We start from the raw sequence: 14539 nt of genomic DNA on the forward strand, positions 1-14539 counted from the left end.
GGAGGTTAGTTTCATGGACGATAACCAAGGAAAGAGTGACGACAAAAAGCTAAATACATCGTCAGTAGATGAAAGCGTTTCAGAAGAAGCCGTCGTCCAGGAACTTCTGAAAAAATACGATAAAGAATCCCAAGTTCGAGCCTTTGACTCAAGATCAAAGCTTGGACTATTAATCTCTGCCATAGCCATTTCATTTTCCGTTTTTCATTTGTGGGTAGCGGGTTTCGGCACGATAGAGGCTATTAAACTTCGCTCTATTCACTTGACCTTCGTTATGGTGCTGATTTTCCTGCTTTATCCTGCTCGCAAGAAAGGGATGAGGGGCAAACCGGGCATTCTGGACTGGGCAATGATTGCTCTTAGTATTGCAGCCGGCCTCTATATGGTATTTGCCAACGAGCAATTGGCAATGCGTGGAGGCCTGCCAATTACTCGAGATTACATCATGGGTGCCCTAGGTATCTTTGTAGTGTTTGAAGCGGGACGACGGGCTTTAGGTAAAGAATTACCGATTCTTGGCCTAATATTTCTCCTCTATGCCTACTTTGGACAACACATTCCTGGTTCCTTTGGGCATAGCGGCTTCAGCCTTAAACGGATTATTGCCCACATGTACGTCGGTTCGGAGGGGATTTTCGGCGTTGCCCTGGGTGTTTCGGCCACCTTTATATTCCTTTTCATACTATTCGGTGCTTTCCTAGGGGAAACAGGGATGGCTAAGTTAATCAATGATTCGTCTATGGCTTTAGCAGGAACTTCTCCGGGGGGACCGGCTAAAGTCTCCGTAGTAGCCAGTGGGATCATGGGAACCATCAGTGGCAGTGCGGTGGCCAACGTAGCTACAACTGGTGCGTTTACCATTCCCCTGATGAAAGGCATAGGTTATAAGCCTCATTTTGCTGCCGCAGTGGAAGCAGTTGCTTCCACTGGGGGTCAGTTCATGCCCCCCATTATGGGAGCTGCAGCCTTTATCATGGCTGAATTCTTGAATATCCCCTATAAAGACATTATGATTGCCGCGCTAATCCCTGCCTTTCTCTACTATTTAGCAGTATTCACAATGGTACATTTGGAAGCCCGTAAGACTGGATTAGAGGGAGTACCGCGTGATAAATTACCAGATATGAAAATAGTCCTAAAAGAGCGGGGACATCTAATATTACCGCTGATAGCAATTGTTTACCTCCTTGTTAAAGGGGTAACACCAACCTATGCGGCCTTTTATGGGATTCTGGTTGCAATTGGGGCTAGCTTCTTGCGCAAATCGACTCGGATGAGTTGGCGAAGTTTTCTAATTGCCTTGGAAATGGGGGCCAAAGGGAGTGTTGGGGTTGCTATTGCCACGGCGGTTGTAGGTTTCATTGTTGGGGTATCCTCTCTAACCAGCCTTGGCATTACACTAGGAGATAATATACTGGCCTTGGCTCACGGCTACTTGTTCCCTACCTTAATTCTGACGATGATTACAGCCATTATTCTTGGGATGGGAATGCCAACGACGGCGGTTTACATTGTTGGGGCTACTATTGCTGCTCCTGCTCTTCTCAAGTTGGGGGTTGCGCCTTTAGCGGCTCACTTGTTCGTATTTTACTTCGGCAATATCTCTAACGTAACCCCACCAGTAGCCTTAGCTGCCTTTACAGGAGCGGGGATTGCTGGTGCCAGTCCTAGTAAAGTGGGATGGACTGCAGCTCGCCTAGCCGCCGCTGGATTCCTTATCCCCTATATATGGATTTATTCACCAGCCTTAATAGCCCAGGGGACGTTAAGTGAGATTCTTTTGGCACTCGCAACTGCTACTGTGGGGGTTGTTTCCTTAGCCTGTGCAGTACAGGGGTATATGCTAATTAACACTAATATTTTTCAGAGGTTATTGTTGTTTATAGCTGCCTTTGGGCTGATTAAGCCGGGATTATTCACGGATACGTTGGGTATTTCGGTATTAGTAATTGTATTCCTCTGGCAGAGTTACACGCGCAAGTCTCTTAAGACAGAGGGTGTTAGTGTTTAGAAGCTATTAATCCTAATAGCCTGCCAGGATATGGCAGCTATTAGGATAATTTAAGGAACCACGACTTTCGAGAGGAGAAACAGTCATGCAGTATTTCATGGAACCAACAGGCGTGGCTATTATTGGAGCTAGCCAGGATTTCAAGAGTATTAATGGGAAAATATTAAAGTATTTGTTGAAACACAACTATTTAGGAAAAATTTATCCCGTAAATCCAAAGTACAAAGAAATTGGGGGAATTACCTGTTATCCCACCGTAGACGCTATTCCCGAACAAGTAGATTTAGCTTTGATCGCCGTGGCCGCAGCTCGGGTGCCAAGTATTTTAAGGGATTGTGGCGCCAAAGGAATTAAGAGGGCTGTAATCTTTTCTTCTGGTTTTGCAGAAACTGGTGCTGAAGGTAAGGAGATTCAAGCAGAAACTCTCAAGATAGCCCAAGAATTTGGGATGCGTTTAATTGGCCCGAACTGCTTAGGGATTCTTAATGTTTCTTCCGGACTAATCGCCTCTTTTAGTGCGTCAATGGAAATGGATAGCATCAAGTCAGGTTCGGTTGCGTTAGTATCCCAGAGTGGAGCAGTTGGTTTTATGTTATTTAATCTACTACAAGAGGCTGGGGTTGGTGTCAACTATGTTATCACTACAGGTAATGAAGTGGATGCAACTGCGGGTGAAGGTTTGGCCTACGTAGTGGAAAACCCAAGTACCAGAGTTATCCTGACATACTTGGAAGGTCTCAGAGACGGAGAATCTTTCAAGAGGACTGCTGAAAAGGCAGCAGAAGCAGGCAAGCCTATTGTTGCTTTGAAGGTTGGTAACTCTGCTAGCGGTCAAAAAGCCGCAGCGACGCATACGGCAGCTTTAACAGGTTCCGGAGCAGCCTACAATAGTTACTTTGACAAAATGGGTATCCTTCAGGCCAAAGACAGTGATGATGTAATCGACTTGGCCCAAGCCTTTTTGCCAGGTAAACTACCTCAAGGTGCTAAGATTGGGATTGTAACCATGTCAGGTGGAGTAGGAATTTTATTAGCTGATCGTTCGGAAGAATGGGGTTTGCAAGTGCCGGAATTAAGCGAGGCTCTACAGGAAGAAGTACGGAAGGTTATTCCGGCCTTTGGGTGTGCTCAAAACCCAGTAGATGTCACTGCTCAATCCCTTAACCAAGGAGAGGAGTTCAAGAAATGTCTGAATATCCTCTTAGCTTCCGATGAATTAGATATGCTCATTGTTGCTATAACTATGGCTACTGGCAAAATGGCAGAAAAAATTGGCTTGGACATTGCTGAAGCAGCTCTAGGGACAGAGAAACCTGTTGTAGTATGTTGGAGCGTCGGCCAAGTAGCTAAGCCCGGATTTGATGTTCTGAAAAATGCAGAAGTCCCCTTATATCACTCTCCTGCTCGGGCAGCTAAGGCCATGGGGGCCTTATACCGGTACGCTAATTTTCAACGTAATTGGAGAAAACCCCAAGCAGAGGAAATTGACCAAGTTCGACAAGCTAAAATCCAATTGGCCCTTAAGGAAAGTAGTAAAGCGTTAACTGAGCACGCCACCAAGGAAATATTAGCACTTTATGGGTTGCCAGTTACCAAAGAATTTGTTGCTAAAAGTGCAGAAGAAGCGGTAGTTATAGCAGAAAAAATGGGTTACCCGGTTGTTATGAAGATTGACTCCCCTGATATTCTGCATAAAACTGAGGCGGGCGGAGTGGCAGTAAATATCAATTCTGCACAAGAAGTAGAAGCAAAGTTTAAGGAAATTATGGAAAAAGGCATTATTTACAATCCTCAAGCCAAGATTAATGGAATCTTGATGCAAGAACAAGTGCCGCAAGGTGTAGAGGTAATCATAGGTTTACAAAGAGATCCGGTGTTAGGTACACAGATTATGTTCGGCTTGGGTGGAATTTTTGTAGAAGTTCTCAAAGACGTTGTTCTAAAACCAGTACCATTAAGTCGTGAGGATTCTCAAGAAATGTTGAAGGAGATCAAAGGGGCAGCGCTATTAAATGGCGTCAGAGGCAGGCCGGCAGTAGACAAAGAAGCCTTAGTGGAAATACTGCTAGGAGTCAGTCAATTAGCTGTAGAGGCTGGTGAAGACCTCTTAAGCCTTGATATAAACCCAGTAACGGTACTGCCCCAAGGAAAAGGTGCGAAAATCTTAGATGGAGTGTTAGTAAGCCTATCGGACCACTGGTGATAAGTTACGAAGGGTTAATCCTTGGTTATAGTAACATAAAGGCCAAAAACGTCCCATAATCAGGACGTTTTTGGCCTTTTATTCTTAAGATAATTGTATTTATATTTCCTTTTACTATTAAGCAATTGTTCACAAAACCGGAAATTGTACGTTAAACCACACAATTAATTAGCACATTATGAGTCCACCCAACCAAAATAATTTATAAGTATATGAACTTTCTACATGAATAAAGGTCATGGGGGCTTCGGATAAAGGTAATCCAAAAGTTGGCACGCGTATTGCATTAATAATATAGTAGGTTGATTGTTGGGTATTGTTAATACCCAAACATGCGCTCGGTGGTGCAGGTATCATTATGGATGTATTTGAAACAGTTATACTTACGGTTAACAGCAAATTAGCAAATCGATGGAGGTGAAACCGAAGCTAAGTATAGTCCTTGGGTACTTCTATTTTTTGTGTTACGTCGAAAGTCTTACTAAATGAAGATAATAACTATCATAAAACTAAGGAGTGGAAAATAATGCATTTTGGATTGACCGAAGATCAACAAATGATACAAGATATGGCTCGTAACTTCGCTCTAAAGGAAATAGCTCCTTTCGTTGAACAGGATGAAGAAAACCACTATTATCGTAGGGAAATCCTAACCAAACTAGGCGATTTAGGCCTGTTAGGCTGGAGTATACCTGAGGAGTACGGCGGAAACGGCATGGGCTGGATGGAAGCGGTTCTAGCTCTGTATGAAATATCCAAGGTGCATACTTCCTGGAGATTGAGCGTGAGCGGCAACTGCTGGGGTCCTGCTATGACAATCAATCAATATGGTACTGAAGAGCAAAAGCAAAAGTATATCCCCGGACTGGTCGCTGGTACTTCAGTAGGCAGTTTTGCTATAACCGAAGCCAATACCGGTTCTGATGTAGCTAGCATGAAGACCTTTGCTGAAGATAAAGGAGATCACTGGTTGATCAATGGTTCTAAAATGTGGATTTCCGGAGGACATACTTGTGACGTCGGGCTTCTCTATGCCGTCACTGAAAAGGGCGCAGGCACTAAAGGGATATCCTGCTTTATTGTTGACTACAATAACACCCCTGGGGTTACCAGAATTCCTATTCACACGAAAGTTGGAATGTGGCCTGCACCAACTTCGGAACTAGTGTTTGAAAACGCCGTAATTCCGAAGGAAAATCTCTTAGGCCCCCTAAATAAAGGTTTCCAAATTTGCATGTGGATGTTAAACAACACACGCATGGGTTGCGCTACTGGTTCAGCAGCACTTGCAGCAGCTTGTTTAGAGGGCTCAGTACAATATGCCAATGAACGAACACAGTTTGGTAAACCCATTGGTAAGTATCAAATGATCCAGGCACAACTTGCTGAAATGAAGCTAGAAGATGAAGCGGCTAAATATCTAGTTTATCACGCAGCGTGGCTAAAAGATAATAATTTGCCCAGTCAGCAAGCAACATCAATTGCTAAGCTATATGGTTGTATGGCAGCTGTTCATGGTGCCAACATGGCTATGAAAATATATGGTTCCTATGGATATTCGACGGAATATCCTTGTGGAAGATGGCTCCGTGATGCCAAGCAGTTTGAAACTCTCGAAGGGACTTCCAACATTCATATGCAGATTATCTCGGGTATTGAACTCGGTTACCAACCTAACCGATAAAACTTGGTAATAGTTTATCTCGAGTTGGCAAGAAAATTGCAAGCCTTTGCAGAGCAAGGCTTGCAATTAATTATTAAATAAAGTCTGACTAATATATTAATAAAATTATCTAACAATTCAAGACTTAAAAGGTAAATGGAGGGATAATTATGAAAACAATCATGGTCATAGGGGCTGGACAAATGGGGGGCGGAATAGCTCAAGTAGCTGCTCAAGCAGGCTATTCTGTTATTCTAAATGATATTAAGGACGAATTTGTAATAAGGGGCCTCGGTATTATTGATAAAAACCTCAGCCGCAATGTTGAAAAAGGTAAACTAACAGCTGAAGACAAAGGAGCTATTCTGGGTCGTATCACTAAATCGATTTCTTTGCAAGATGCAGTATCTGCAGACTTAGTTATCGAAGCTGCTGTGGAAAAAATGGCTATAAAATCCCAAGTATTCTCTCAACTCGACGTCATTTGTCCAGAACATACGATCCTTTCGACCAATACATCCTCATTACCGATCACTGAGATTGCAGCATTCACCAAACGTCCGGATCGGGTCATTGGAATGCATTTCATGAATCCCGTTCCGGTTATGAAGCTTGTCGAAGTTATTCGCGGCTTAGCAACCAGCGACGAAGTCTACAAAACAATCGAAACCTTAAGCATAGACATGGGCAAAACTCCTGTAGAAGTCAATGATGCCCCAGGATTTGTCGCCAACCGGGTCCTCATCCCCATGCTCAATGAAGCCATTTGTACACTTAATGAGGGCATAGCTACTGTAGAAGCAATCGATAATGTTATGAAGTTAGGTATGAATCACCCCATGGGTCCCCTAGCGTTAGCGGATCTCATCGGGCTGGATACTGTTTTATCCATTATGGAAGTTCTTCATGAGGGTCTAGGCGATAAATATCGTCCATGCCCATTACTTCGTAAATACGTTAAAGCAGGCTGGCTAGGACGGAAATCTGGCCGTGGTTTCTATAACTATCAAGCCTAATTCACGCGTCTTTGATAGAACAGTTAGCAACTATAACTCGAGTTCGTGAAGGCATTTAATATCGATGAAGGAGATGACCATAGTGAGAGAAGTTGTAATCGTAAGTGCTGTTCGTACACCTGTTGGTTCCTTTTTAGGTGCTTTAGGTCAAATATCGGCTGCTGATTTAGGGGCAATTGTCATCAAGGAGGCTATAATAAGAGCCGGTATTACACCAGATCAAGTTGATGAGGTTATCATGGGAAATGTGATACAGGCTGGGCTAGGTCAAAATACTGCCCGCCAAGCATCTCTTAAAGCAGGAATACCTCAGGAAGTTCCTTCCTGGACCCTTAATAAAGTATGCGGATCTGGAATTAAGTCTGTAGTTTGTGCCGCCCAGGCTATTATAGCGGAGGATGCCGATATTGTTGTTGCAGGCGGGATGGAAAACATGTCTCTGGCACCTTATGCACTTCCTAAAGCTCGTACAGGTTATCGGATGGGCAATAGCAACATCATTGATACTATGATTAATGACGGATTAACCGATGCTATGAACAATATTCATATGGGTATAACAGCTGAAAACATCGCAGAACAGTTTGGTTTTTCACGGGAAGAACAAGATCGATATTCGGTGTCAAGTCAAAACCGTGCAGAGGCTGCTATTAAAGCTGGTAAGTTCGAAGAGGAAATTGTATCCGTTTCCATTCCCCAACGTAAAGGAGATTCCGTTGTTGTCTCTCAGGATGAGTTTCCACGCTTTGGTGCAACCTATGAAGCTCTTGCTAAACTGAAAGGTGCTTTCAAAAAGGATGGAACCGTTACTGCTGGGAATGCTTCCGGAATCAATGATGGAGCTGCTGCCGTAGTAGTTATGTCCAAAGAGAAAGCTGTTGAACTAGGCTTAACCCCTCTTGCTACTATTACCTCATGGGGTTCAGCAGGTGTAGATCCGTTAGTTATGGGAACAGGCCCCATCCCAGCCAGCCGTAAGGCATTAGAAAAAGCCGGGCTTAAAATTGAAGACATCGATATCGTTGAGGCTAACGAAGCCTTTGCCGCTCAAACTCTAAGCGTCGCTAAAGGGTTACAACTTGATATGGCTAAAACGAATGTTAACGGTGGAGCAATTGCCATCGGTCATCCTGTTGGTGCTTCAGGAACGCGAATTCTCGTCACATTATTGCATGAAATGAAACGTAAAAATGCTCATCGTGGACTGGCCACCCTATGTATTGGTGGAGGACAAGGCATCGCCTTGATTTTAGAACGTTAGGTGTTATAAGCATTATCATCAATAGAATAAGTTTTAAAATGAGGGGAACCTTTGCTTGCAAAGACCCTTTGTTTTATTTATGAAAGCAACTTACTTAGATTGGAGTGGGTTCCGTGATTAGCAAAGTGATGACAATGCAAGAAGCTGTCAGCAAGTATATTCACGATGGAGATCACATAGTACTGGGCGGATTCGTAACTAATAAAAAACCGTATGCAGCGGTGCATGAGATTATTCGACAAGGTATTAAAGATCTGTATTTAGAAGGCGGGCCTGGGGGAGGAGACACTGACATGCTTATTGGGGCGGGCTGCGTCAAAGTGCTCTTTAATTCCTATATGGCTAATTCTGGCTTTACCCAGGTGAGTCGTCGTTTCCGCAGGTATGTTGAACAAGGTAAGATCCTTTGGGAAGACTACACATTAGACGTACAGCCAATGATGTACCATGCAGCAGCACTGGGGCTGCCCTTTGTCCCTGTTAAAAACATGCTCGGATCGAGCTTGATAGATCATTGGGGTATTCCGGAAGAGGTTTATAAGAGTGATCCTAAACTTCCGCCCTTTAAGTTGAAAGTGATAGACAACCCATTTAATCCCAACGAAAAAGTTTGTTTATTGCCTGCACCTAAAATTGACGTCGGTATTATTCATGTCCAACAAGCTGCTCCTGACGGAACCTGTAGAATTGATGGCCCTATCTTCCTGGATACGGATGTGGCTATGGCTGCTACCCATTGTATAGTCACTTGCGAACAAATCGTGCATCCAGATGAACTGCGGGGAGAACCTTGGAGAAATCAATTACCTCATGTAATACCTGATGCAGTGGTCGAAGTACCCTATGGTGCTCATCCTAGTCAGTGTACAAACTATTATGATTATGATGCTATGTACTTACGTATGTATGATAAGGTTAGTGCCGATGATGAACTCTTTGAAGAATTTCTAAACGAGTGGATCCATGGCACTAAAGACCATAATGAATATTTAAATAAACTTGGGGCCAGCCGTCTAATGGGACTAAAAGTTAAGAATGGATTTAACTATGTACCTGGACTAAAGAGGAGATGATAAGTTGTGGCAGAGTATACTAGTAGTCAAATGATGGTGGTAGCTATGGCACGCCAGGTAATAGATGGATCGACCATTATTGTTGGGACGGGACTACCTCTGGTAGCTGCCAGTCTGGCTAAGAACAGTACTGCTCCTAATGTATGTCTTTGCTTCGAAACTGGAATGATTGATGGAGGTCCTATCGAGGTACCTACCAGTGTAAGTGATATGAGAATATCCTACACTGCTTCCGCTCTATGGTCCCAAGTTCGATACATTGGTTTTCAGGCTAATGCATATAAGAAAAATAAGATTAATATTGGGTTTCTAGGTGGTGCTCAGATAGATGCTTTTGGTAATCTAAACTCCACTTGCATTGGGGATTATTGGCATCCTAAGACCCGATTTACCGGTAGTGGCGGAGCCAATGGAATTGCTACGAATTGTAATACGATTATTTTGATGAAACATCAGAAATGTCGTTTTTGTGAAAAAGTGGATTATTTAACAAGCCCTGGTTGGATCGATGGGCCGGATGGTCGTAAAAAGACTGGTCTGCCCGAAGTAGGACCGCAAGCCGTGGTTACTGAACTAGGGATCATGCGTTTTGACGATAAGACGAAACGTATGTATTTGGCTGAATACTTCCCAGGAATTACGCCGCAGAAGATTCAAGAAAATACGGGTTTTGAAATGGATATAAGCAGAGCTGTGGAAGCTGAACCTCCAAGTCAAGAGATCCTCAATATTCTTCTAAATAAAGTCGACCCTCAACGTCTAATGGTTTAATTAAGGCTGAAAGCTGAGCATATCGGCCCGCTTGGCCCTGCTAGTTGTGACTAAACAAAACGTCAATTGTCTTGTAGAAAGGTGTACAGAAAAAACAACAGCTAATGGTTTTTATTGTCTTAAAAGGTTTAACAAGTTGCACTTAAGAATTGATTATAAAATTATCAAAAATTATAATGTACAGTTAACTCTTGGTGTCACGGCGTTTCATAAGTCAATTAAATACGTGTCCGATATATGGTGCGGATTATAGGGAAATTGGCATGCATATTGCATTATAAAACGTATGTGTGGGAAATTTGAAGACCTTCGAATGATGATTTAATTCAGGAGGTGAATAGAGGGTATTTCAGCTTGCTAAAATTCAGACTGTAATATGTTTTACAATAGACTGCTGTCTAAATAACTAAAAGTTAGTAAAGAAATGGAACAAGAGAGGTGAGGAGGAGAATATGTCATTACCGTTAGTCGTCTTTATTTCGGGATTATCAGGAGTTTTTCTAGTTATGACCTTTTTACTAATAATGGTCATCTTGGGCTCAAAACTTGCAATTGCCATAGAGAAGAAAAAGGAACCTACTAAACAGAATTTATCTTGAAGGAGGAGTATCGAACATGGAGTTATTTCAAAGCATGTGGACATCAATGGCCTTCGATAACCTCTACTGGGGTAATTTTGTCATGTGGGCCATAGCCTTTATATTTATTTTTCTAGCTATTAAAAAGGGTTTTGAACCCCTGCTTTTATTACCAATAGCCTTTGGTATTCTTTTGGTTAACCTTCCCTCGGATATCATGACGCCAAATCAAGGACTACTCTGGCGTTTCTACCATTATGGCGAAGAGTGGGCAATCATTCCTCCCCTGATCTTCTTGGGCATTGGAGCAATGACGGATTTTGGCCCGGTTATCGCCAATCCCAAGACCTTGCTTCTGGGTGCAGGCGCTCAGGGTGGAGTATATGTTACCTTCTTTGGGGCTCTGGCTTTGGGCTTCAATATTGATCAGGCGGCGGTCATCGGAATTATCGGGGGCGCAGACGGACCGACCACTATTTTTCTAGCGTCTAAGCTTGCTCCAGAAATAATGGGTATCTGCGCAGTAGCTGCCTATTCCTACATGGCTCTGGTACCGGTAATTCTACCACCGGTGATGAAATTACTTACCACGGAAGAACAGCGGAAGATCCGCATGAAATCCTTACGTAAAGTATCCAAACTTGAAAAGATATTCTTCCCTATTATTACTGTGATAGTCATTATCCTAATTGTCCCGGATGCCGCAGCCCTGATGGGTATGTTTTGTTTCGGTAATCTAATGAGAGAATCTGGTGTGGTTGAACGTCTAAGTCTTACAGCTCAGAATGAATTGATGAATATAGTCACCATATTTTTAGGAATATCCGTGGGTGCAACTATGCCAGCAGAAGTGTTTTTGACAACTAAGGTTATTGGTGTATTTGCCCTCGGTATGGTCGCCTTTGCTTGCGCCGCTGCTTGTGGCGTAGGGTTAGCACACCTATTGAACCTGTTCCTAAAAGAAAAAATCAATCCATTAATTGGTGCAGCAGGTGTTTCAGCTGTTCCTATGGCAGCCCGAGTAGTTCATAAAGTGGGTTCGGAAGCAGATAAGAAGAACTATCTCTTGATGCATGCTATGGGTCCTAACGTCGCTGGTGTTATTGGTACTGCCGTAGCAGCAGGTATGTTCCTCAGTGTATTGAAGTGAACTTAATCGTTGTTCCTGAGGTTAAGGTTATCCAAAAGTTCAAACATTTTATATGTTTAACAAGCGAGGTAACTGCATCTAAAGCCGATAGGCAAATAGGATAAAGATAATTGGGTGCAGAGGGTAATTTCTTAACTTTAGTATAAAAAATGAAATTATTTTTTAAGGAGGAATTTTAAATGGCTAACATTGAAAGTCCAATGGCAGGTAAGGTTTGGAAGGTTCTGGTTAAGGTGGGGGACGCTATTGCTGAAGATGATGAAGTAATTATTCTCGAAGCTTTGAAGATGGAAAATCCCGTATTTGCACCCGAAGATGGCGTAGTAAAAGAAATCCTAGTTAAAGAAGGTCAGCAAGTCGAGGAAGGGGATATATTAGTTTCATTAGAATAGTTTCAATAAAATGTAAAGTAGAACAGGGACTTGGGAAGTTAAACGAAGGAGTGGTTGGTGGTGAGTGAATTCGAATATTCCATGCCTAGATATTTCAAAAAGATGGATGATCTGGGTAAGGCATTGAAAAAGGTCAATACAAAAAACTCCGAGGAACTATTGGCAGTTGAAGCTGAAATAGATGCTGAGGTGGATCGGATTAAGGCTGGTGGAAAACCAAGCGAAAAGGTTAACGCCGGTGGAGAATGGACTGCCTGGCAGCGTATTGAATACTTAGTCGAACCCGGCACTTGGTGCCCGCTCCATACCATTTATGATCCTACCTCCAACGAAGAGGGTACGACTGGGGTTATCGACGGACTCGGCAAAGTGAACGGCAAATGGGTAGTGGTTATCGCTTCGGATAATAAATACTTGGCAGGTGCTTGGATTCCCGGACAGGCTGATAATATTACAAGAGTGACCGACATAGCTAAGAGAATGAATCTTCCCTTAGTATGGATATTAAACTGTAGTGGTGTAAAACTGAGTCACCAGGAAGAAGTCTACGCCAATCGTATCGGAGGAGGAACTCCCTTCTATAGACATAATGAGCTGGAACAGTTAGGCCTGCCGATTATCGTCGGCATCTACGGAACCAATCCAGCTGGCGGCGGATATCACAGCATCAGCCCCACCATTTTGATCGCTCATCAAAAAGCTAACATGGCTGTCGGTGGCGCTGGTATCGTCGGTGGCATGAGTCCAAAGGGATATATCGATGAAGAAGCGGCCCAGTCATTGATTGATGCTACCCGTCAATTTAAATCTGCGCCCCCAGGGAGAGTTGAAATTCACCATGGCGTTACAGGCTTTTTTCGTGAAGTAGCTGAAACTGAAGAAGGTGTTCTGGACAAGATCAAAAAATACGTTGGAGCTCTGCCTGCCTACAATCCGGAGTTCTTTAGAGTGGCTGATCCGGCCGAACCTAAATTTGCTGGCGAAGACCTCTATAGTATCGTTCCTGCAAATCAAAGAAGAGGATACGAAATATATGACGTATTAGCTCGCCTCTTTGATAACAGTGAGCACTCCGAATATAAGCCAGACTATGGTTTAGAAATGTATACTGGTATCGCCAAAATCGATGGTTTGCTTTGCGGTTTCGTTGCTAACAAACAGGGGGTTTTAAAGAATTATCCAGAATACACTAAAGAGTATATTGGGATTGGCGGTAAGCTCTATCACCAGGGTTTAATCAAAATGAGTGAATTTGTTACCCTCTGTAACCGAGATAAATTGCCTATTGTTTGGATTCAGGATACTACGGGTATCGATGTTGGGGATATTGCAGAATCCGCCGAATTGTTAGGCTTAGGACAGTCACTAATTTACTCCATCCAAAACACGGATGTTCCTCAAATGGAAATCACCCTCAGAAAGGGTACCGCTGCTGCTCACTATGTACTAGGTGGACCCCAAGGGGGTAAAACCAATGCTTTCAGTATTGGTACTGCAGCAACTGAGATCAATGTCATGCACGGTGAAACTGCTGCTGCGGCAATGTATTCACGTAGATTGGTAAAAGACCAGGATAGTGGTAAATCGTTGGATGGTACCATTGCTAAGATGAATGACTTAATTAAGGCTTACAGTGAGAAATCTAGACCAGCCTACTGTGCTAAGAAGGGTTTTGTGGATGAGATTGTCAAAATGTCTGCCTTACGTAACTATATAAAGGCCTTCGTAGGGGGAGTATATCAAAATCCCAAATCGATTTGCCCAGTACATCAATTAATAACTCCAAGAGTCATAAAGGATCATATGGATGTCTATGTAAATAAATGTACCGTAAGAGAAACTTAAGATTTTAGTACTCGAGATAAACAGAATTTTGCGCGTACTCAAATCTTTTTGGCGGGGATCGAGTGAAAAAGGAGTTGTTTGGTATGTACCAAGTGACAAGCAAAGAACTAAATTGCAGGGCTTGTGGTAACACCGTCTTAGAGAATGCCTACCATTGTTCGCACTGTGGGGTTGGGGCTCCAGGAATTTATAGCCGATGTCCAACCTGTAAGACGGAAAACTATGTCTATCATAAATATGGTTATGCCTTTATGCGGGCGTTATTAGCCACCTGTGTTTGCGGTCCACTTGGTCCTGTCTTTGGTTTTGTCGGTTATAACAGAACTGAATGTATCTGTTTGGACTGCAATCAAGGATGGTTTCCTTTTCAGAGGGATGAACAGCTCGGTCCCTTTAACACCTTAGTCGGTGAAGAGGGGAAAATAAGTAGAAAGTTTCGTAAAATACCAGCAATATCTATGAGCTCGCATCTACAACTTAAGTAAGTTGTTGGTTTATTAAGTTGATGGAATTAACTTAGTTATGAATTATAGACGTTAGAACGCACTTTGTGAGTATCTAGCGTCTTTTTTATCA

The 14539-nt window shown here is 43.0% G+C and carries 12 protein-coding genes; all 12 read left to right on the forward strand.

The features are described 5' to 3' along the window. Window positions 1-13: 13 nt before the first annotated feature. The 12 genes from HGJ98_RS05750 (at window position 14) to HGJ98_RS05805 (ending at window position 14448) form a co-directional block, all read left to right on the forward strand. A complete protein-coding gene (locus HGJ98_RS05750; RefSeq protein WP_291350105.1) occupies window positions 14-2011 on the forward strand; it encodes a TRAP transporter permease in 1998 nt (665 codons plus the stop codon). 85 nt (window positions 2012-2096) lie between these two features. Next, on the forward strand, window positions 2097-4214 hold the full coding sequence (locus HGJ98_RS05755; RefSeq protein WP_291350106.1) for an acetate--CoA ligase family protein: 2118 nt from the start codon (window positions 2097-2099) through the stop codon (window positions 4212-4214). A 526-nt stretch (window positions 4215-4740) separates the two neighbouring features. Next, window positions 4741-5898, forward strand: a complete 1158-nt coding sequence (locus tag HGJ98_RS05760; RefSeq protein ID WP_291350107.1) for an acyl-CoA dehydrogenase family protein — start codon at window positions 4741-4743, stop codon at window positions 5896-5898. Window positions 5899-6047: 149 nt separating this feature from the next. Next, window positions 6048-6893, forward strand: a complete 846-nt coding sequence (locus HGJ98_RS05765) for a 3-hydroxybutyryl-CoA dehydrogenase (RefSeq protein WP_291350108.1) — start codon at window positions 6048-6050, stop codon at window positions 6891-6893. An 82-nt stretch (window positions 6894-6975) separates the two neighbouring features. Then, a complete protein-coding gene (locus HGJ98_RS05770) occupies window positions 6976-8154 on the forward strand; it encodes an acetyl-CoA C-acetyltransferase (protein WP_291350109.1) in 1179 nt (392 codons plus the stop codon). Window positions 8155-8267: 113 nt separating this feature from the next. Beyond that, the gene (locus HGJ98_RS05775; protein WP_367142672.1) at window positions 8268-9227 is read left to right on the forward strand and encodes a CoA transferase subunit A; all 960 of its coding nucleotides are present in this window, start codon (window positions 8268-8270) and stop codon (window positions 9225-9227) included. A 6-nt stretch (window positions 9228-9233) separates the two neighbouring features. After that, on the forward strand, window positions 9234-9998 hold the full coding sequence (locus HGJ98_RS05780; RefSeq protein ID WP_291350110.1) for a CoA-transferase subunit beta: 765 nt from the start codon (window positions 9234-9236) through the stop codon (window positions 9996-9998). Between the two features lie 452 nt (window positions 9999-10450). Then, window positions 10451-10597, forward strand: a complete 147-nt coding sequence (locus HGJ98_RS05785) for an oxaloacetate decarboxylase subunit gamma (protein ID WP_291350111.1) — start codon at window positions 10451-10453, stop codon at window positions 10595-10597. 16 nt (window positions 10598-10613) lie between these two features. Further along, window positions 10614-11726, forward strand: a complete 1113-nt coding sequence (locus HGJ98_RS05790) for a sodium ion-translocating decarboxylase subunit beta (protein ID WP_291350112.1) — start codon at window positions 10614-10616, stop codon at window positions 11724-11726. A 179-nt stretch (window positions 11727-11905) separates the two neighbouring features. Beyond that, window positions 11906-12118, forward strand: coding sequence for an acetyl-CoA carboxylase biotin carboxyl carrier protein subunit (locus HGJ98_RS05795; RefSeq protein ID WP_291350113.1), 213 nt, complete (start codon window positions 11906-11908; stop codon window positions 12116-12118). A gap of 60 nt (window positions 12119-12178) precedes the next feature. Next, window positions 12179-13963, forward strand: a complete 1785-nt coding sequence (locus HGJ98_RS05800) for an acyl-CoA carboxylase subunit beta (RefSeq protein ID WP_367142673.1) — start codon at window positions 12179-12181, stop codon at window positions 13961-13963. Between the two features lie 83 nt (window positions 13964-14046). Then, entirely contained in the window at window positions 14047-14448 is a 402-nt protein-coding gene (locus HGJ98_RS05805; RefSeq protein WP_291350114.1) for a hypothetical protein, read from the forward strand. Window positions 14449-14539 lie beyond the last annotated feature (91 nt).

This window comes from Desulfosporosinus sp. (assembly GCF_014237355.1).
In the GTDB taxonomy this organism is placed as follows: domain Bacteria; phylum Bacillota; class Desulfitobacteriia; order Desulfitobacteriales; family Desulfitobacteriaceae; genus Desulfosporosinus.

Bases quoted from the DNA above. Each gene is read 5' to 3' on its own strand.
- HGJ98_RS05805 (WP_291350114.1), top strand. From the start codon at position 14,047: ATGTACCAAGTGACAAGCAAAGAACTAAATTGCAGGGCTTGTGGTAAC.
- HGJ98_RS05765 (WP_291350108.1), top strand. From the start codon at position 6,048: ATGAAAACAATCATGGTCATAGGGGCTGGACAAATGGGGGGCGGAATA.
- HGJ98_RS05785 (WP_291350111.1), top strand. From the start codon at position 10,451: ATGTCATTACCGTTAGTCGTCTTTATTTCGGGATTATCAGGAGTTTTT.
- HGJ98_RS05750 (WP_291350105.1), top strand. From the start codon at position 14: ATGGACGATAACCAAGGAAAGAGTGACGACAAAAAGCTAAATACATCG.
- HGJ98_RS05790 (WP_291350112.1), top strand. From the start codon at position 10,614: ATGGAGTTATTTCAAAGCATGTGGACATCAATGGCCTTCGATAACCTC.
- HGJ98_RS05795 (WP_291350113.1), top strand. From the start codon at position 11,906: ATGGCTAACATTGAAAGTCCAATGGCAGGTAAGGTTTGGAAGGTTCTG.
- HGJ98_RS05760 (WP_291350107.1), top strand. From the start codon at position 4,741: ATGCATTTTGGATTGACCGAAGATCAACAAATGATACAAGATATGGCT.
- HGJ98_RS05755 (WP_291350106.1), top strand. From the start codon at position 2,097: ATGCAGTATTTCATGGAACCAACAGGCGTGGCTATTATTGGAGCTAGC.